This is a genomic window from Ornithinimicrobium sediminis, assembly GCF_021272345.1.
Lineage (GTDB): Bacteria > Actinomycetota > Actinomycetes > Actinomycetales > Dermatophilaceae > Ornithinicoccus > Ornithinicoccus sediminis_B.
Genome location: NZ_JAJSDQ010000003.1, coordinates 38,636 through 57,701, shown reverse-complemented (window position 1 = coordinate 57,701; position 19,066 = coordinate 38,636). Strand labels below are relative to the sequence as shown.

The 19,066-nt window shown below is 73.2% G+C and carries 16 protein-coding genes; 5 read left to right on the top strand and 11 right to left on the bottom strand.

Annotated features, from left to right (window positions below; translation table 11 throughout):
* Nucleotides 1-32: 32 nt before the first annotated feature.
* The gene (locus LVO85_RS08060; protein ID WP_232746909.1) at nt 33-305 is read right to left on the bottom strand and encodes a hypothetical protein; all 273 of its coding nucleotides are present in this window, start codon (nt 303-305) and stop codon (nt 33-35) included.
* Nucleotides 306-418: 113 nt separating this feature from the next.
* On the opposite strand from LVO85_RS08060, the gene LVO85_RS08055 reads away from it, so the two are divergent.
* Genes LVO85_RS08055 through LVO85_RS16745 form a run of 3 tightly spaced genes read left to right on the top strand, consistent with a single transcriptional unit; the run spans nt 419 to nt 5,860 of the window.
* On the top strand, nt 419-2,611 hold the full coding sequence (locus LVO85_RS08055) for a heavy metal translocating P-type ATPase (protein WP_232746908.1): 2,193 nt from the start codon (nt 419-421) through the stop codon (nt 2,609-2,611).
* Between the two features lie 10 nt (nt 2,612-2,621).
* Nucleotides 2,622-3,323: a response regulator transcription factor gene (locus LVO85_RS08050; RefSeq protein WP_232746907.1), complete on the top strand. Its 702-nt coding sequence runs from the start codon at nt 2,622-2,624 to the stop codon at nt 3,321-3,323.
* Nucleotides 3,320-5,860, top strand: a complete 2,541-nt coding sequence (locus tag LVO85_RS16745) for a DUF4153 domain-containing protein (RefSeq protein WP_269813206.1) — start codon at nt 3,320-3,322, stop codon at nt 5,858-5,860. The genes LVO85_RS08050 and LVO85_RS16745 overlap by 4 nt, the downstream gene beginning before the upstream one ends.
* On the opposite strand, the gene LVO85_RS08035 is transcribed toward LVO85_RS16745, so the two are convergent.
* Nucleotides 5,845-6,501, bottom strand: coding sequence for a class I SAM-dependent methyltransferase (locus LVO85_RS08035; RefSeq protein WP_232746906.1), 657 nt, complete (start codon nt 6,499-6,501; stop codon nt 5,845-5,847). The two genes, LVO85_RS16745 and LVO85_RS08035, sit on opposite strands and share 16 nt — an antisense overlap.
* Nucleotides 6,502-6,595: 94 nt before the next feature.
* Between LVO85_RS08035 and LVO85_RS08030 the strand changes: the two genes are divergently transcribed.
* On the top strand, nt 6,596-7,681 hold the full coding sequence (locus LVO85_RS08030; protein WP_232746905.1) for a DNA glycosylase AlkZ-like family protein: 1,086 nt from the start codon (nt 6,596-6,598) through the stop codon (nt 7,679-7,681).
* Between the two features lie 15 nt (nt 7,682-7,696).
* On the opposite strand, the gene LVO85_RS08025 is transcribed toward LVO85_RS08030, so the two are convergent.
* Nucleotides 7,697-8,647, bottom strand: coding sequence for a polysaccharide deacetylase family protein (locus LVO85_RS08025; protein WP_232746904.1), 951 nt, complete (start codon nt 8,645-8,647; stop codon nt 7,697-7,699).
* Nucleotides 8,648-8,777: 130 nt separating this feature from the next.
* Between LVO85_RS08025 and LVO85_RS08020 the strand changes: the two genes are divergently transcribed.
* The gene (locus LVO85_RS08020; protein ID WP_232746903.1) at nt 8,778-9,173 is read left to right on the top strand and encodes a VOC family protein; all 396 of its coding nucleotides are present in this window, start codon (nt 8,778-8,780) and stop codon (nt 9,171-9,173) included.
* A 21-nt stretch (nt 9,174-9,194) separates the two neighbouring features.
* Here LVO85_RS08020 and LVO85_RS08015 read toward each other — a convergent pair whose 3' ends face one another.
* The 8 genes from LVO85_RS08015 to LVO85_RS07980 form a co-directional block, all read right to left on the bottom strand.
* The gene (locus LVO85_RS08015) at nt 9,195-9,599 is read right to left on the bottom strand and encodes a hypothetical protein (protein WP_232746902.1); all 405 of its coding nucleotides are present in this window, start codon (nt 9,597-9,599) and stop codon (nt 9,195-9,197) included.
* A 156-nt stretch (nt 9,600-9,755) separates the two neighbouring features.
* Entirely contained in the window at nt 9,756-13,061 is a 3,306-nt protein-coding gene (gene cydD / locus LVO85_RS08010) for a thiol reductant ABC exporter subunit CydD (protein WP_232746901.1), read from the bottom strand.
* A complete protein-coding gene (gene cydB, locus LVO85_RS08005; protein WP_232746900.1) occupies nt 13,061-14,128 on the bottom strand; it encodes a cytochrome d ubiquinol oxidase subunit II in 1,068 nt (355 codons plus the stop codon). The genes cydD and cydB overlap by 1 nt, the downstream gene beginning before the upstream one ends.
* Before the next feature lie 16 nt (nt 14,129-14,144).
* Nucleotides 14,145-15,587, bottom strand: a complete 1,443-nt coding sequence (locus LVO85_RS08000) for a cytochrome ubiquinol oxidase subunit I (RefSeq protein WP_232746899.1) — start codon at nt 15,585-15,587, stop codon at nt 14,145-14,147.
* Between the two features lie 50 nt (nt 15,588-15,637).
* Entirely contained in the window at nt 15,638-16,513 is an 876-nt protein-coding gene (locus LVO85_RS07995) for a M56 family metallopeptidase (protein ID WP_232746898.1), read from the bottom strand.
* A 17-nt stretch (nt 16,514-16,530) separates the two neighbouring features.
* Nucleotides 16,531-16,911, bottom strand: a complete 381-nt coding sequence (locus LVO85_RS07990; RefSeq protein ID WP_232746897.1) for a BlaI/MecI/CopY family transcriptional regulator — start codon at nt 16,909-16,911, stop codon at nt 16,531-16,533.
* Nucleotides 16,912-17,238: 327 nt separating this feature from the next.
* Nucleotides 17,239-18,255 carry a UDP-glucose 4-epimerase GalE gene (gene galE, locus LVO85_RS07985; RefSeq protein WP_232746896.1) on the bottom strand — a complete coding sequence of 339 codons (1,017 nt, stop codon included), beginning with the start codon at nt 18,253-18,255 and terminating at the stop codon, nt 17,239-17,241.
* A gap of 25 nt (nt 18,256-18,280) precedes the next feature.
* Entirely contained in the window at nt 18,281-19,066 is a 786-nt protein-coding gene (locus LVO85_RS07980) for a GntR family transcriptional regulator (protein ID WP_232746895.1), read from the bottom strand.

Sequence of the window (19,066 nt, the reverse complement as noted above, 5' to 3'; positions counted from 1 at the left end):
GGCGTCTGTGCCGAACGGCTCAGGTCACCACGCTAGGGCCGGGGCTCGTCGGAGGGGCTGGAGGAGGTGTGCACATCCTGTGCATCCTGGGAGACCCCTCCCACCCCCGGTTCCTCGACGTAGTCCACCTCCACCTCGGCGGGGTCGGCCGAGGTGCCCTCCCGGGCCGCGAAGCCCGGGTTGACGGTGTAGCTCGAGTCCCGCTCCCGACCGGTCGTCCCGATGTCCGCTGCGCGCCTGCGGCGCTCGGCGATCTCCTCGACGGGGTCGGTGTCCGTGTGCTCGTGTCCGTGCTCGTTGCTCATGCGGTCAGCGTCGTCGGTGCCCGCGGTGTCGGCAACCGCGGCCTGTCCCAGCCTTGCCATATATACCCCATAGGGGTATACAGGAGTGTAGGCGACCGGACGGAGTGAGCGACATGACCGACCACGGAGGGCACGCGGGCCGGACGCCGGAGGACCGGCACGGCGGCGTCGACCGGGAGGCCGTCGCGCACGGCAGGCACACGGGCACGGACGGCCACCATGGGCACGACGGGCATGGGGGGCACGACCACGGCGACCACGTCGCGATGTTCCGCAGGCTCTTCTGGGTGATGCTCGTGCTCGCGGTGCCGACGGTGCTCACCAGCACGATGTTCGCCGACCTGCTGGGCTACGACCTGCCCGAGGTGCCCGGCATCCGGTGGGTGGCCCCGGTGCTCGGCACGGTCATGTACGTCTGGGGAGGGCGGCCCTTCTATACCGGTGCCGTCGCCGAGCTCAGGGCCCGCACACCGGGCATGATGCTGCTCATCGGGATGGCGATCAGCGTCGCGTTCGTGGCCTCGCTGGCCGCCAGCATCGGCCTGCTGCCCCACGAGCTGGACTTCTGGTGGGAGCTGGCCCTGCTGATCGTCATCATGCTGCTGGGCCACTGGATCGAGATGCGGTCGCTGGCCCAGACGTCCTCGGCCCTGGAGTCGCTCGCGGCGCTCCTGCCCGACGAGGCCGAGCGGGTCGAGGGCGACCGCACGGTGACGGTGCCACCCACCGAGCTGTCGCTCGACGACGTCGTCGTGGTGCGCCCCGGTGGCCGGGTCCCGGCCGACGGTGAGGTCGTCGACGGTGCGGCCGCCGTCGACGAGTCGATGATCACCGGGGAGTCCGTCGCCGTCCGTCGCGGTGTGGGCGACACGGTCGTCGCCGGCACGGTGGCGACCGACTCGGCCCTGCGGGTGCGGATCACGGCCGTGGGTGACGACACGACGCTGGCCGGCATCCAGCGCATGGTCGCGGACGCACAGAGCTCGTCCACGCGTGCCCAGCGGCTGGCCGACCGTGCCGCCGGCTGGCTGTTCTGGTTCGCCCTCGGCGCCGCGGCCCTGGCCGCGGTGGCATGGCTGTCCTTCGCCACCCCCGGCACCGCGCTCGTCCGGGTCGTCACGGTCCTCGTCATCGCCTGTCCGCACGCTCTCGGGCTGGCCATCCCCCTGGTCGTCTCGATCACGACCGAGCGGGCGGCCCGAGGTGGGGTCCTCATCAAGGACCGGATGGCGCTGGAGCAGATGCGCACCGTCGACACCGTGCTGCTCGACAAGACGGGCACGCTCACCCAGGGTGAGCCCGCCGTGGGCGAGGTGCAGGCCGTGGACGGCCACTCCGAGGACGAGGTGCTCGCCCTGGCCGCTGCGGTCGAGGCCGACAGCGAGCACCCGCTGGCCCGGGCGGTCGTGCGAGCCGCGGAGTCCCGTGGTCTCACGGTGCCCCGCGCCGACGGCTTCTCCTCCTCGCCGGCGGTCGGCGTCAGCGGCACCGTCGAGGGACGCGCCGTGCGCGTGGGCGGACCCCACCTGCTCACCGAGGAGGGGCTGGACGCGCTCGCCGGCACGCAGGCATGGGCCGAGCACGGGTCCACGGTGCTGCACGTCACCCGGGACGGAGCGGTCATCGGTGCGGTGGCGGTGGCCGACGAGGTGCGCGAGGAGTCCCGGGAGGCCGTCGACACCCTGCACCACCTCGGCATCCGGGTGGTCATGATCACCGGCGACGCCGAGCCGGTGGCTCGGGCGGTGGCGGCCGATCTGGGCATCGACCAGGTCTTCGCCGGGGTGCGACCCGAGCACAAGGCCGAGAAGGTCGTGGAGCTGCAGGCCGAGGGTCGCACCGTCGCCATGGTGGGCGACGGGGTCAACGACGCACCGGCGCTGGCGCAGGCCGACGTGGGCGTGGCCATCGGCGCCGGGACGGATGTCGCCGTCGCCTCCGCCGGGGTCGTGCTGGCCAGCGACGACCCTCGCTCGGTGCTCTCCGTCATCCAGCTGTCCCGCGCGGCATACCGCACCATGAAGCAGAACCTGTGGTGGGCGGCGGGCTACAACCTCGTCGCCGTCCCGCTCGCGGCCGGGGTGCTCGCACCCGTCGGGTTCGTCATGCCCATGTCGGTGGGGGCGCTCCTGATGTCGCTGTCCACCGTCATCGTCGCGCTCAACGCCCAGCGCCTGCGCCGGCTCGACCTGCAGCCCGGCGCGAGCGTGGCAGCACTGCGCGACCAGTCGCCCGTCGCGGGTGACGGAGGACCTTCACAGGATCTGCACACCGCGCGGACACCCCACCCGGCCTCCCGCGCCTAGTGTCAGGAGCATGACGCAGGAGAGCGAGGAAGCCCGCACGGTGCTGGTCGTCGAGGACGACCCGACCATCAACCAGGCCTTGTCCGACCGGCTCACCGCCGAGGGGTTCGCGGTGGCGCGTGCCGTGGACGGCCCGGGGGCACTCACCGCCTTCGCCGAGCACGCGCCCGACCTGGTCGTGCTCGACCTGATGCTCCCCGGCATCGACGGGCTGGAGGTGTGCCGGCGCGTCCAGGCCCAGCGACCGGTGCCGGTGCTGATGCTCACGGCCAAGGTCGAGGAGACTGATGTGCTCGTCGGCCTGGGCGTCGGCGCCGACGACTACCTGACCAAGCCGTTCCGTATGCGGGAGCTCGTCGCCCGCGTCCGGGCGCTGCTGCGACGGGTCGACCGTGCCGTCGAGCTGGCGGCCGGTCGGGAGCCTGCACTCACGGTGGGTGACGTCGTGCTCGACCGTGCTGCCCGCAGGGTGCACCTCGCCGGGGCCGAGGTCCACCTGACGCCCCTGGAGTTCGACCTGCTCGCCGTGCTCGCCGAGCAGCCCGGCACCGTCCGCAGCCGCGAGTCGCTCATGAGCGAGGTGTGGGGCTGGGCCGACGCCCGAGGCACCCGCACCCTGGACAGCCACGTCAAGTCGCTGCGCGCCAAGATCGGGGCGGCCCGGGTCCGCACGGTCCACGGCGTCGGCTACGCGCTGGAGGTGCAGGGATGACGCCTCGCCCCTCGCGCACGGACCGCCCGCTGGACGGGGTGGCCTCCATCAAGGTCAAGATCGGCCTGCTCGTCGCCCTCAGCATCCTGGCGGCCGTGGTGGTGCTCGAGGTGGGCAGGCGGGCCGGTGTCCCGGCCTGGCTGACCCTGCCGGTCACCCTGGCGGCGGCCCTCGGGGTCACCCAGTGGCTGGCCCGGGGCATGACCTCTCCCTTGCGCGAGATGACCCATGCCGCGTCGCGGATGGCGGGCGGTGACTACGACACCCGGGTGAGCGCCACCTCGGCCGACGAGGTCGGCCGGCTGGCCCGTGCGTTCACCACCATGGCCGACGACCTCGCCACCGCCGAGCAGCAACGCCGCCACCTGGTGGCCACGGTCTCCCACGAGCTGCGCACACCGCTGGCCGCGCAGCGTGCCCTGCTCGAGAACCTCGTCGACGGCGTGGTCAGCCCCGACGACGCGGCGCTGCAGACCGCCCTGCTGCAGTCGGAGCGGCTCAGCGCACTCGTCGCCGACCTGCTGGACCTCAGCCGCATCGACGGCGGCGCGGTGCCGCTGCACCTCGACCGGGTGCGTGTCGCCGAACTGCTCGACCGGACGGTCGCCGAGGCCACGGTCAGCGGCAGGCCGGTGCGCCTCGAGGTGGCCGTGGAGCCACCCGACCTGGTCGTCCGGGCCGATGCCGCCCGCCTGGCGCAGGTCGTGGCCAACCTGCTCGACAACGCGATGCGGCACAACCCTCCGGACGGGGTGGTGCGGGTGCGCGCCGCCGCCGAGGAGGACGGCCGGTGGTCGCTGGAGGTGGCCGACGACGGCCCGGGCCTCCCGGCGGAGCAGGCGCGCCAGGCCTTCAGCCGGTTCGGGACCGGCGACCGCAGCGGCGGCGGCACCGGCCTCGGGCTGGCCATCGCCGGATGGGTGTGCAGGCTGCACGGCGGCTCCATCCAGGCCCTGCCCTCCCGGCTGGGCAGCACGGGCGCGACGGTGCGGGCCCTGCTGCCCCGCGACCCCGAGCAGCGGCCTCAGGCGACCCCGGACACGGTGCCTGGGGGTGCGGTGGTCGAGGATGAGCCGCGCGCAGTGTCACTGTCGGTCGCTGACCTCTGGCCGGAGCGCGGACCGCACACCGCTCCCGGGCCGCTCTACGCCTCGGTCGCCGTCGGGGCCCTGGCCGCCGCCGTGCTGCCCTACCGGGACATCGGGGGAGGGACCGTCCTCGTGCTGCTGGTGGCGGGCGTCCTGGTCTGGGTGCTCTCGGTCCACCGCCGTCGCCCGTGGACGGTGCTGGCCGTCGTCCTCTGCGCAGGCCTGGCCTCACTGCTCGCGCTGCGCGCGGCCGAGTGGCTGCCCGTGCTGGTGCTGGCCGTGGCCGGGCTCCTCGTCAGCACGGCGCTGACCGACGCCCGCGGTCTGGCCGCGATGCTCAGCGGCCCTGCGGCCTGGGTGCTCAGCGGTGTCCGCGGCCTGCCGCTGCTGGGCCGCACCGTATCGGCCACCAGCCGGCACCGGCTCCTGTGGCCCGTGCTCCGCACGGCGGCCATCTCGCTGCTCGCCCTGGTCGTCTTCGGCGGGCTGTTCGCCACCGGGGACGCGGTGTTCGGGTCGTGGGTGGCCGGCATCCTGCCCGAGGTGCACATCGCCGAGAGCCTGGTGCTGCGCACCTTCGTGTGGTTCGTGGTCGGCGGCGTGGTGCTCGCCGCGTGCTACCTGGCGCTCAACCCGCCGCGGGTGGACGTCGTCGCACTGCCACCGGCCCGCCCGGTGAGCAATGCCTGGGAGTGGCTCGTGCCGGTCGGGGTGGTGGTGGCCGTCTTCGCGGTCTTCCTGGTGGCTCAGGCCTCCGCGATGTGGGGCGGGCACGACTTCGTGCGGCGCACCACGGGGATGAGCTATGCCGACTACGTGCACCAGGGGTTCGCCCAGCTGACCGTGGCGACGGCGCTGACGCTCGCCACGGTCGCGCTCGCCGTCCGCAAGGCCCCACGGACGGGCGCCGGTGACCGGCGGCTCCTGAGAGCGGTGCTCGGCACGCTGTGCGTCCTCACCCTCGTGGTGGTGGCGTCGGCGCTGTTCCGTATGGCGGTCTACCAGGAGGCGTACGGCTTCACCGTGCTGCGGGTGCTGGTGGACGCCTTCGAGGTCTGGCTGGGCCTGCTGGTCGTCCTGGTCATGGTGGCCGGCGTCCGGCTGTCCGGGTGGTGGCTTCCGCGGGCAGCTCTCGCCTCCGGCGCGGCGCTGCTGCTGGCCGTCGGGCTGGCCGACCCGGAGGCGTGGGTGGCCCGGCAGAACATCGAGCGCTTCGAGGCCACCGGGAGGCTCGACCTCGACTACCTCGCCACCCTCGGTGCCGACGCCGTGCCGGTGGTCGAGGAGGGCCTGCCGCCCGACCTGGCCTGGTGCGTGCTCGGCCGCAGGGACGTCTCCTCGGACGACGCGCTGGGCTGGAACCTCGGACGGGCCCGGGCCGCGGACGTGCTGGCCGCCCCCTGGCCGCAGCCGGCCACGGAGGACTGCCCCGGTCAGGTCGGGGAGTGAGCGGCGCTGCCCGGTGAGCCCGTGGACGGGGGCTCCTGCGCACCCGGGCGGTGCGCCACCGTCTGGAACTGCGGGGTGGTCAGCAGCCGGAACCTGCTCTGCGGGGAGTGCAGGCCCAGCGCCGCCAGCCGCGGCTCCAGGGTGCCGGGGCGCACGGTGTGGCGGTGGACGCGGCGTGCGGCGAACGGGTGGCCGTACATGACGAAGGAGGCGCCCACGGCATACGCCCCGCGCACCGGCTCGGCGGGGTAGACCAGCAGCAGCCGTCCACCCGGCCGGAGCACGCGGACGAGCTCGGCGAGCACCGCGTCGATGTCGGGGACGTGCTCGATCATGTGGAACGAGAGCACGACGTCGAACCGGCCGTCGTCGTACGGCAGGTCATGGCCGGGAGCGGCCTGCAGCGCCTCGCTCACCCCGTGCGCGACGACGTGGTCGTTCAGGTCTGCCCCGACCGCCTCCACCCCCTCCTCACGCAGGGCCTTGACCAGGTGGCCTCGACCGCATCCGACCTCCAGCACCTGCTCCCCCGGCCGAGGGTCGACGGACTCGCGCGCGATGTCCAGGTTCCGGCGGTCCCACCGGTTCGCGCGGAGGTACCTCGAGGAGGTGTACGTGACCTGTCGGGTGCTGAGCGCCATGCGCGCATCCTGACATCTCGCGCGGGCGGGTGCCGGGTGAGGCAGCGCTCGCCCTGCCAGGTCCCCCGCCGCGGCCGGCGCTATCGTCGGCAGCATGGTCGTCCACCGGCTCAGCAGGCGGCAGGCGCGCCGGGTCGCGGTCCACGCGCAGCTGCTGGACCTGCCGCGCCCGACCGACCTGGTCGAGGTGGTCGAACGGCTCACGCTCCTGCAGGTCGACCCCACGGCCGCGGTCGCCCCGAGCGCCGACCTCGTCCTGTGGAGCCGGCTGGGCTCCCGCTACGACCCCGACGAGCTGGTCCGCGCCCTGGAGGAGGACCGCAGGCTCGTCGAGACCGTGGCCTACGTCCGGCACCCGCGCGACCTGCCCGCCGTCCTCGCGGAGGTCCGCGAGGCAGCCGCGCACACCACGGTGTCGAGGTGGCTGCAGACCAACGAGCCCTTCCGGCGCGACATCCTCGCCGTGCTGGACAGGCAGGGGCCGGTGCTGTCCCGCGACATCCCTGACACCAGCGTCGAACCCTGGCCGTCCTCCGGCTGGACCAACAACCGCAACATCACCCGGATGCTGGAGCTGCTCGCCGCCCGGGGCGAGGTCGCGGTGGCCGGCCGCCGAGGCCGCCAGCGCTACTGGGACCTGCCGGAGCGCGTCTACCCCGCAGACCTGCCCGTGCTCGACCTCGCGACCGCCACCCGACAGCGACAGGAACGGCGCCTGACAGCGCTCGGCATCGCCCGTGCGGACGGGCCGCAGATGCCGGGTGAGCCGCCCTACGTCGGCGAGGCCGGGGAGGAGGCCGAGGTCGAGGGGGTCCCCGGGACCTGGCGCGTCCACCCGGCATACCTCGACCTGCCCTTCGAGGGGCGCACCGCGCTGCTGTCGCCGTTCGACCGGCTCGTGCACGACCGGGTCAGGGCCGAGCAGCTGTTCGACTTCGAGTACGTCCTGGAGATGTACAAGCCCAGGGACCGGCGTCGCTGGGGCTACTTCGCCCTGCCGGTGCTCCACGGCGACCGGCTCGTCGGCAAGCTGGACGCGACCGCAGACCGCACGGCGGGCAGGCTGGTGGTCCAGGCGCTCCACCAGGACGTGCCGTTCACCCCCACCGTCACCCGGGCGGTCCACGCGGAGGTCGACGAGCTCGCCACCTGGCTCGGGCTGGAGGTCAGCGGTCTGTGAGCAGGCCGGGACCGCTCAGCCGAGCATCTCGGGGATGGTCACGAAGTCGTAGCCGCGCTCGCGCAGGTCGCCGACCATGCCGGGCAGCGCGTCGGCGTCGAGGGTGGACCCGTCGTCGGGGTGGGCCCCCACGTGCATCAGCACGATCTGGCCGGGCTGCAGGGTGTCCAGGACGCGGTCGCGCACGGTCGCGACGGTGATGCCCTCGTCGGTGCCCTGCCACCCCAGGGTGTCCACCGTCCAGCGGAAGGGGATGTAGCCGGCGTCGTTGACGACCTGGATGTCGAGCGGCGTCCGGTCGCCGAAGGGGAAGCGGAAGAGCGGCGCGGTGCGTTCGCCCGTGAGCGCGGAGATCGAGGCGTCGGCCCGCGCCAGCTCGGTGCGGATCTCCTCGTCGGTCGAGTCCGGGAAGGAGGGGTGGGTGTCGCTGTGGTTGCCGACGGCGTGCCCTGCGGCCGCGATGGCGCGCACGCTGGCCGGGTAGGTCCGTGCGAAGGCACCGGTGACGAAGAACGTCGCCGGCACGTCCAGCCGGTCGAGCGTGCCCAGGACCGAGGCCACCGCGATGTTCGACGCGCCCCCGTCGAAGGTCAGTGCCACCACCCGTCGAGAGGTGTCGAAGGTCTCCACGTCGACCCCCCGCCACGCCTCGGGCACGCCCTGGGAAGTCGGGTCGTCGGCGGTGGCCGTCGGCGTCGGGCCCGGGGTGGGGCTGGGGGTGGCGGTGTCGGTGGTGGCGGACGGACCGGCCGAGGTCGGCTCCGGTGTCGGCTCCGGGGTCGAGGTGGACGGGGGCGCTGCGGTGGCCGTGGCCGTCGGCGTGGAGGTGGCGGCGGGCAGGTCGGGGGTGAGGGTGTCGGGGGCACCGCAGGCGCTGAGCGCCACCGCGAGGGCCACCCCGACGGTCGCGACACCGCGGCGGCGACGTCGGTCTCGGCGAGCGGCCGGACACAGCACACCCCTCATGGGACCAGTCTGCGCCGTCCTCGGCGCGCGGACCAGGGACGTACGTCCCTGGTCCGGATGCGACGTCGGTGGTCGGTGCCAGACTGGAGAGGTCAGGTGAGGTGAGCAGGCTGAGCCGAGGAGGCCCGAGATGTCCCGTGTGGTGCACTTCGAGATCCAGGTGGACGACATCGAACGGGCCAGGACGTTCTACGGCGCTGTGTTCGGCTGGTCCTTCGAGGACTACGGCCAGTTCACCGGTTCGCCCTACTGGGGCATCGTGACCGGCCCGGAGGACGAGGCCGGGATCAACGGCGGGCTGGTGCAGAGACCGGCGCCCGCCCCCTCAGGTGGCCACGGTGCCAACGCCTTCGTCTGCACGGTCGGGGTCGGTGACTACGACGACACGCACGAGCGCATCCTCGAGGCCGGCGGTCAGGTCGCCCTGGCCAAGACGGCCCTCGTCGGTATGGCGTGGCAGGGCTACTACCTGGACCCGGAGGGCAACGTCTTCGGTGTCCACCAGCCCGACCCCGGTGCCGCCTGACCTACGAGGGAAGGCGCGGGCTCACCGCTGGTCGTCGCGGTCGGGGTCGGGGTCGAGCTGGTCGGCACGCTGGTAGTCATCCGTCACGCGGTCGTGCTCGAGCCGTGCCTCCTCGGTCCTCCGGTCGGCCTCGGCCTGGAGCTCGTCGGCCTCACCCCGCACGCGCGCGGCCTCCGCACGGACCGCCTCGGCCTCGGCCTCGGCCTGCTCAGCCTCCGCGGCTGCGACCTCGGCCTCGGTGCGGGTCTCGCGCGCGGTGACCTCGCGCTGCGCGACGGTGTGCTCGGCGGCCCCTGCCCGCTCACGCAGGTGCACGGCCTCGTCCCGCGCCTGCTCCCGGCGGCGCTTGCGCAGCACGGCAGCGGCCACCACGGCCACCACCAGCAGCACCGCGACGGCGATCAGCACCCAGCCCATGGTGTCCATCGGGTCTCCTCGTTCGGTGGGACGTGTCCCCGCCAAGGTAGGCGGCCTGGGGCCCGGGCACCACCGCAGACCGGCCGCGCTGCGGAAGGGGGAGGTGCCGGGTGCTCCCGGCGTGCACAGGGCTCAGGGTGCGCGCCCACCGGGAGCAGGCGTTCTTTACCGTCCCTTGACGGTCTCCTGACCCTCCGTTGACCTGGAAGTACCCACTTCTCGACGGTCTAAACATCTGATTTTCAAAGGTCTGTGGCTGACGACGACGACCGCGCGTCGGGCCCCGTCGTGGTCGTCGGCGGCGATGAGCCCGACCATGGCGCGCTCCGCGGTGACGTCGTCCAGGTGCGCCGTCGGCTCGTCGAGGAGCAGCACCGGCCGTCCGGAGAGCACGGCTCTCGCCATCGCGAGGCGGGTCCGCTCACCCCCGCTGAGCCCGGTGAGCGGGGTGTCCAGACCGGCGGGCTGCCGGGCCAGCCAGCGACCGAGGTCGGTGACCCGCAGGGCCGCAGCCATGCTGTCGTCGTCTGCGAGGGGCGCCGCCAGCGCCAGGTTGGCCCGGATGCTTCCCGCGAAGGCGTGCGGCTCGTCGTCGACCACCGCGACGGCGGCGCGGGCTGCGGCCAGGTCCAGGTCCAGGACGTCGACACCCCCCATCGTGTGCCGCCCGGACAACGGGTCGAGGTGCCGCGCGAGCACGGCCAGTGCCGTCGACTTGCCCACCCCGTTGGGGCCGGTCAGCTGCACACGCCCGCCCCGGTGGAGCGGCGCGAGCGTGAACGGACCCAGGTCGGTGCCGGGTCCCGTCCACGACGCGGTGACCTCCTCCAGAGCCACCGGTGTGCCGGGCCCGTCCAGCGGAAGGCGTCCCCGGCCGGCCACCGCGGGTGCCTGGTCCAGCACCCGTGCGACCCTGGCGGCAGCAGCCTGTGACCGTGCCCGCGAGCCCCCCACCTCGGCCAGGCCCGCAAAGGCGTCGGCCAGGGCCATGGGAGTCAGCGTCACGAGGGCGGCCAGAGGCGCTTCCAGCGCTCCCGCGCCGAAGGCCTCCCACGCCAGCCGGGCCACCACGGCGGTGGTCGCCGCCACGACGAGCCACTCGAGCGCGAGCGTCACCGCCCGTCCCTGGATCAGGCGGGTCTCCGCCGCTCCCATCGTGTCCTGCGCCTGCCGGATCGGCGTGAGGACCCGCGCCGCCGCCTCGCGGCCGGTCACGGCCTGCACCTGCGTCAGCCGGCCGGCCACGGAGGTCGTCTCACGCAGCACGGTGCCCCGGGCCTCGACGGCGGAGGCCTGCGCGGCGAGCTCCAGACCCCGCCCCAGCCGTCCGACCGCGAGGGCGGCCACGGCCCCGACGGCCATCGCCAGCCCGGCCGCCGGCAGCACCCCGGTCAGGATGGCGACCGCCGCGAGGGAGGCGATGACGGTCGACCACCACGGCACGGTCACGCGCACCTTCTCGTCGACCACGTCGTCCAGGTCCCGCACCACGGCGGTGAGCACGTCGCCGCGGTGACGACGCCCGAGCCTGGCCGGGGTGAGCGGGATGAGCCGTGCGTAGACGTCGGTGCGTCGTTCTGCCAGCTCGGCGAGCGCGACGTCGTGGGAGACGACGCGCTCGGCATACCGCAGCAGCGGGCGCGCCAGGCCGAAGGCGCGCACCCCCACGATCGCCACGAGCAGGGTCAGCACCACCGGCTGGAAGGACGCCTGGACGATCAGCCAGCCGGAGGTCGCGGTGAGCGCCACCCCGGAGGCGACCGACAGGCCACCGAGCACGCAGGCCGCGGCGAGCCGGTGGCGTGCAGCGATGCGCTGCCAGCGGCTCGCCGGCGCCGGCACCTCGTCGGGAACGGCGACGGCCGGCAGCGGGTCCACGGTCACGGTGACAGCCGGCTGCGTCACCTCGGGCGGCCGGCGCAGGGTCCATCGGCTGTCGGCACGGTCCACCAGGTCGGGGTCGTGCGTGGCCGCCACCACCCGGCACCGGGTGGCCAGCTGAGCGATGACGTCGTGCAGCCGTGGCACGTCGGCCGTGGCGACGTGCGCGGTGGGCTCGTCGAGCAGCACCAGCGGCTGCGGGGAGAGGAGGGCGCGGGCCAGGGCCAGCCGTGTGCGCTGGCCGGCGGAGAGCCCGAAGCCGTCGTCACCCAGCCGGGTGGCCAGCCCCTCGCGCGCCGCGAGGTCGTCCCACAGCCCGACCTGCTCGAGCGCTGCGCGGCAGGAGGACTCCTCGGCGTCTGCGTCGGCCAGTCGCAGGGTGTCCAGGACCGTGCCGGGCAGCACCAGGGGACGCTGGGTGGCCAGGTGGCTCGCCGGAGCGGTGACCGACCCGGTCTGCGGCACACGCAGGCCTGCGACCAGCTCGAGCAGCGTGGTCTTGCCGGCTCCCGACGGACCGGTGAGCGTCGTCAGCCCCGGGCCCTGCGGGGTCGCGACCGTGAGGTCGCTCAGCGTGTCGGGGCGTCCGGGATGCGCGTAGGTCACGCCGCTGACCCGCACCGGCGCGCCGGCGGGGGCCGGGGTCCGTGGCTCCGGTGGCGTGAGGTGCTCGGAGAGCTCGTCGAGCGCGGTCGTCCCGTCGGCGGCGTTGTGGAACTCCTGCCCGACGCGGCGCACCGGCCAGTAGGCCTCGGGGGCCAGCAGGATCGCGGTCAGCCCCACCTGCAGGTCCATCGCGCCGTAGGCCAGGCGCAGGCCGACCGCGACGGCCACGAGGGCCACCGAGATCGTCGCCAGCAGCTCCAGCGCTGCCGTGGACATGAAGGCCGTGCGCAGCGTGCGCACCGTGGCGTCGCGGTGCCGCGCGCCGACCGCGCGCACCGTGTCGACCTGGGCCTCCGCGCGGCCGTAGGACACCAGGGTCGGCAGCCCCCTGACGACGTCCAGGAAGTGTCCGGCGAGCTGGGCCATCGCAGCCCACCTGCGCTCGGTCTCCACCCGGGTGTGCATCCCGATGAGGGCGGCGAACAGTGGCAGCAGAGGCAGGGTCAGCACGACGATCAGTGCGCTCCACGGGTCGACGACCGCCAGCAGAGCGACCGCCAGCGCCGGCACGACACCGGCGGTGACCAGCGAGGGCAGGTAGCGCGCGACATACGGCTCCACCGCGGTGACCCCGGACCCGGCGAGCGTGACCGCGTCGTCCGGGGCCGGGCGGCGTCCCTCGGGCAGGCTCAGCCACCGGCCCAGCACCTGCAGACGCACCGCCGCGGCCACGGCGTGACCGGCCCGCCGTGCCACGACCTCCGAGGCGCCCGCGAGCAGACCGCGCAGCACGACCAGCATCACCAGCCAGGTCAGCGGTGGGCCCAGGTCACCGCCACCGGCGACCACGGTGACCGTCCACGCCAGCACGACGGCCTGTGCGAGCGCGACCACGCCCGAGACCACACCGACGCCGGCGAGCAGGCGCACCGGCCCCCGGGTGCCCGGGAGCCGGCGCAGTGGTCCGAGGTCGACCGGACCCATCAGGGGGAGGACGCCGTGGCCGTGGACTCCTCGGTGCGGGCGCCTGCCGCGACCTCCGTCGGGATGTGGTGGCCGGAGATGCGCTTGCGGAAGGTCCAGTAGGTCCACGACTGGTAGAGCAGGACCACCGGGGTGAAGATCACCGCGACCCAGGTCATGATCGTCAGCGTGTAGTCGGTGGACGAGGCGTTGGTCGTGGTGAGGGAGAACGCCGGGTCGGTCGTGCTGGGCATGACCTCGGGGAAGAGCGCCACGAAGAGCGAGGCGACGGCCAGCCCGACGGCGAGGAACGCCAGGGCGAAGGACCAGCCCTCGCGCCCGGTGGTGGCGGTCGCCAGGGCCGCCACCAGGGCCAGGGCGGCGACGGTCGCCACCGTCCACGACGCGGCGTTGCCGGTGTCGGAGTGCAGCAGCACCAGCCAGACGACGGCCAGCGCGGCGGCGGCCACCCCGGCCTTCAGGGCCAGGGCGCGCGCCTCGTAGCGGATCGGCCCGTCGGTCTTGAGGGCGAGGAAGAGCGCCCCGTATGCCGTGAAGAGCGTCACCGTGACCAGGCCGCCCAGCAGCGAGACCGGGTTGAGCAGGGTGAACAGGGTGCCGGTGAACTCCTTGTCGGCGTCGATCGGCACACCGCGCACGATGTTGCTGAAGGCCACACCCCACAGCAGGGCGGGCACCAGCGAGCCCCAGAAGATCGCCAGGTCCCAGCGCCGGCGCCAGCGCACGCTGTCCACCTTGCCGCGGTAGTCGAAGCCGAGGGCGCGCACGATCAGTGCGGCCAGGATGAGCAGCAGCGGCAGGTAGAAGCCGCTGAAGAGCGTGGCGTACCAGTGGGGGAAGGCCGCGAACGTCGCGCCTCCGGCCGTCAGCAGCCACACCTCGTTGCCGTCCCAGACCGGCCCGATGGTGCCGAGCATGACGCGCTTGCGGGTCTCCCCGTCGAGCTGCTCGTCGCCCTTGCCCAGCACCGGGAAGAGCATGCCGACCCCGAAGTCGAAGCCCTCGAGCACGAAGTAGCCGATCCACAGGACCGCGATGAGGATGAACCAGACGGTGGTGAGCTCCATGCCAGCCTCCTGCAGCTCAGTAGGTGAAGACGAAGGGCGCGTCGTCGGCGCGCTCCGCCGGGTCGAGGGACTCGGTCGGCGCGGGGTCGGCGCCCACCTTGGTGTAGCGCAGGATCAGGCCCACCTCGACGACGGCCAGGATGCCGTAGAGCAGGGTGTAGACGATCATCGACGTGGCGACCTCGAAGGTGCTCACACCCGGGCTGACGCCGGTGGCCGTGGTCATCAGGCCGTGCACGACCCACGGCTGGCGGCCCATCTCCGTGAAGATCCAGCCGAAGGAGTTGGCGAACAGCGGGAGGAAGAGCACCACCACCGAGGCGTAGAACCACCCTCGGTGGCGCAGCTCCCGATCGCCGCGCATCGCCCAGAGCACCGCTGCGGCGATGGCCATGCCGGCCATGCCGAGCCCGATCATCAGCCGGAAGCTCCAGTAGGTGACCGGGATGATGGGGCGGTAGTCCTCGGCCACGGTCAGGGCGTCCCCGGAGTAGGTGAGGGCGTACTCCTCCTGGAGCTGGTTGATGCCCTTCACCTCGCCGTCGAAGGTGCCGGTGGCCAGGTAGGACAGCAGGTTGGGCACCGTGACGGCCCAGATCTCCTCGGTGCCGTCGAGGGTGCCGACGGTGATGATCGAGAAGGGCGCACCCTCTCCCTCGGCGGAGGTCTCGTAGAGCCCTTCCGCGGCCGCCATCTTCATCGGCTGGACCTCGGTCATGATCTTGCCCTGCAGGTCACCGGTGACCGTGACCACCAGGCCGCCGACCAGCACCGCGACGGCGCCCATGCGGGTCGCCTTGCGGTACATCGGCTTGTCCGCGGCGGGTGTCGCGCTGCGCCATACGTGCCACAGCGCGATGGCCAGCACGAACGCCCCACCGGTCATCCAGGCCGCCGCGATCACGTGCGGGAAGGTGACCAGCTGGACCGGGTTGGTGAGCACGGCCCAGAAGTCGACGAGCTCGGCCCGACCGGTCTCGGGGTTGTTGAGGTAGCCCACGGGGTTCTGCATGAACGAGTTGGCCGCGAGGATGAAGTAGGCCGAGAGCACGGTGCCGATGTGCACGGCCCAGATGGCTCCGACGTGCAGCTTCTCCGGGATCCTGCCCCAGCCGAAGATCCACAGGCCGAGGAAGACGCTCTCCAGGAAGAACGCCAGCAGCGCCTCGATCGCCAGGGGGGCGCCGAAGATGTCACCGACGAACCGTGAGTAGTCCGACCAGTTCATCCCGAACTGGAACTCCTGGACGATGCCGGTCACCAGCCCGAGGGCGAAGTTGATGGTGAACAGCTTGCCGAAGAACTTCGTCAGGCGCAGCCACTCGGGGTTGCGCGTCCGGATCCACACCGTCTGCATGATCGCCACGAGCAGCGACAGACCGATCGTGATCGGGACGAAGAAGAAGTGGTAGACGGTCGTGATGCCGAACTGCCACCGGGCCAGGTCGAGGGCTTCCATGGGCTGGCTCCTGGGTGCACGGAGAGGAAGTACTACACGTTGTCGTCAGGCTACAGCCCCGCGACGGCGATCAACCAGGGGGTCAGGCCCACGACCAGCGACGATGTGACCATCAGCACACTCTGCCACCGCCGCGGGGCGTCGGCGGCGGCGATGAGCTCCAGCCGCGCCCTGGTCCGGGCCGTCGTCGTCCCGGCACCGAGGGTGGCGTCCGGGTGGGCCGCCTCGTGCAGCGTCACCAGCGCGCGGGCCAGGGGGACCGGACCGGTGACGTGCAGAGCCCGTCGGTCGGCCAGTGCCTCCACGAGCAGGTGCACCTCCGAGAGAGCCGCCTCGCAGCGGACGCGTGCGGGCACGGCGTGGTGCAGGACGGAGAAGAGCTCGAGCACCAGGTCGTGCCGAGCCGCCAGGTGGGCACGCTCGTGGGCGAGCACTGCCGTCAGCTCCTCGGGCCCGAGCCGGTCCAGCGTGCCCGCGCTGAGGACGATGCGGCCACGGTGACCGGGCAGGCAGTATGCCGTCGGGCTGGGGTGGTCGAGCACCCGCAGCCCGCGTCCGGCCGGCAGGCCGATGGCCGGACGGTCCCGGGGGGCAGCGATCAGGTCGACCAGGTCGCGATGGTGCGACCGCAGGCGACGCAGGCCGGTGCCGACGCGATGGCCGCTCACCAGCAGGCGGAGCGCCATGCCACCGCTGACCAGCACCGCGAGCGCCAGGAGCGCCGGGTGACGGGAGCCTGCTCCCCAGGCCGCCACGGGGGCGGCGAGCAGCGCGGCCGCCACCGCGGCCAGGCTCGCCGACTGCCACAGGAGCAGGGTGGCGCCGGGGCTGCGGCGCAGTCCGGTCACGGGCGCGAGCAGACACGGCGCGAGGGTGGACAGCCCGACCGCCAGCACGACGAGGGCGGTGACGGCGGCGTAGCTCATGGTGCCTCGGGCAGAGCTCAGTCGTGACGACGCTCGACCTCGGCCAGCGCGGCCTTGAGGTCGGCGATCTCTCCGGGCTCGGCATCGCCGAGGAAGTGCAGCATGGCCTGGCGCCGGTCGGTGCTGTCCAGGGACTGCAGGCCGCTGCGCATCGAGGCGGCGGTGAGCTCCTCGCGGGAGTGGGCCGGGCTGTAGCGCCAGGCACGGCCCTCGCGCTCACGCGTCGTGAGGTCCTTCTTGGCGAGCCGGTCCAGGACGGTCATCACCGTCGTGTAGGCCAGGTCGCGGTCGCTGAGCCGTTCGTGCACCTCGCGCACAGTGAGCCCCGGGCCGTGCGCCCAGAGAGTGTCCATGACGGCGCGCTCGAGGTCTCCGAGACCGCTGAAGCGCAGAGGCATACTCCGATCGTAGGCCCCCCACCCCCTTGCGAGGGGTTCTGCACCCCGTCCACCTCGCTTGCTAGGGGTGTTCCGCCCCGTCCACCTCGCTTGCTCGGGGTTGTGCAGGGCATGTGCGCTGGGATGTCGTCGGGGAGGAGGAGCGACTGCGGCCAGAGTGGACGGGACACGGCCCTGGCAGGCGTGCGTCCCAGGCAAGGCCCCCCTGGCAACGCTCAGGGTGGGGCGGAAAACCCCTGGCAACGCGGCCTGTGGGGCACAAACCCCCTAGCAACGCGGGGGTGGGGGGCGGAAAACCCCTGGCAACGCGGGATGGGGGAGGGCGGCTCAGGAGGGGTAGCCCTCCGGGTTGGCCTGCTGCCAGCGCCAGGTGTCGGCGCACATGTCGTGCACGGTCCGGGTGGCCCGCCAGCCGAGCTCGGCCTCGGCCAGGCTCGGGTCGGCGTACGACGAGGCGATGTCGCCGGCCCGGCGGCCGACGACTCGGTAGGGGATCGTCCGCCCGCTGGCCTGCTCGAACGCCCGCACCAGCTCGAGCACGCTGGTGCCCCGGCCGGTGCCGAGGTTCCACACCGACAGGGGACGGTCGTGCGTCGTGATCCACTCCAGCGCGGCCACGTGCCCCGCGGCCAGGTCGTCGACGTGGATGTAGTCCCGCACACCGGTGCCGTCGGGGGTGTCGTAGTCGTCGCCGAAGACCGACAGCTCCCCGCGGCGACCGACCGCGACCTGCGCGACATACGGCATGAGGTTGTTGGGGACGTCCGAGGGGTCCTCCCCGATCCTGCCGGAGGGGTGCGCGCCGACGGGGTTGAAGTAGCGCAGCAGCGCCACCCGCCACTGCGGCTCGGCGGCGGTCAGGTCGCGCAGCATCTGCTCGATCATGACCTTGGTCCAGCCGTAGGGGTTGGTCGCCGACGTGGGCAGGTCCTCGGTCATGGGCACCCGTGGCGTCGGGCCGTAGACGGTCGCGGAGGAGGAGAAGACCAGCGGCCGTATGCGGTGGCGCTGCATCGCCCGCAGCAGCGCGATCGTGGCACCGAGGTTGTTGCGGTAGTAGTCGAGCGGCTGCGCCACCGACTCGCCGACCGCCTTGTAGCCGGCGAAGTGCACGACCGCCTGGACCCGCTCCTGCGCCAGGAGCACGTCCAGCTTCTCCGCGTCGGCGAGGTCGAAGGCGTGCACCGGGATGTGCCGGCCCGCCAGCTCCTCGAGCCTGCCCACGACCGTGGGCTTGGCGTTGCTGAAGTCGTCGACGACCACGACCTCGTGCCCGGCACCCACGAGGTGCAGCACGGTGTGCGAGCCGATGTAGCCGGCTCCTCCGGTGACCAGGACACGCATGGTCAGCCAGTATGCCGGAGGCCCGTCAGCGCGTCCGGTGCACCTGGGTCGTGGCTCCGACCCGACAGCCGTGCGAGGAGCAGTCCATGACCAGGGAGTAGCGGTCGGCACGGATGGTGCTGCGGCGGTACTCCATCGGGTGACCGTCCACGGTGCCGACCCGGTGCACCTGCAGGCCGGCGGTGCTGCCGGGAGCCCCGAGAGCGCGGCTCATCGCCAGGTCCAGCACCACGGCCGTGATGCGCTCGCGGCCCCCGTCGGGTCGCCGGCCGCCAAGGCGCTCCAGCTGTTCGTAGAGGGAGGCCCGCTCGAAGTCGGTGTCGAGCAGCGGCGCGCCGACCTCGGCGGGCAGCCAGGTCTGGTCGTGGGCCAGCGGCGTGCCGTCGGCGAAGCGCACCCGTTCCAGATGGAAGAGCGGCTCGGTGACCGGCAGGTCCAGCTCCACGGCGACCGTGGGGTTCGGTGACATGCCCAGGGACAGCACGGTGCTGCGCTGCTCCATGCCGAGAGCCTCCACCTCGCGGAAGAGGGAGTAGAGGCTCCCCAGCCCCAGCTCGAGCCTGGCGGGCCGCACGCGCGTGGGCCGTCCACGGCCGGACTCGACCAGGCCGGCGTCCCGGATGCGGCGCATCGCCTCGCGCACCGTGTGCCGCGAGACGGTGTAGGTCTGCTGGATCTCGTGCTCCCCCGGGAAGCCGTCGACGAACGCTCCGGCGTTGAGCCGCCGCACCAGCTCGCCGTGCAGCTGGGCCCACAGGGGCAGCGGGCTGGCCCGGTCGAGGGGGCGGACGTCCGGCGGCTGCGGCTTCAT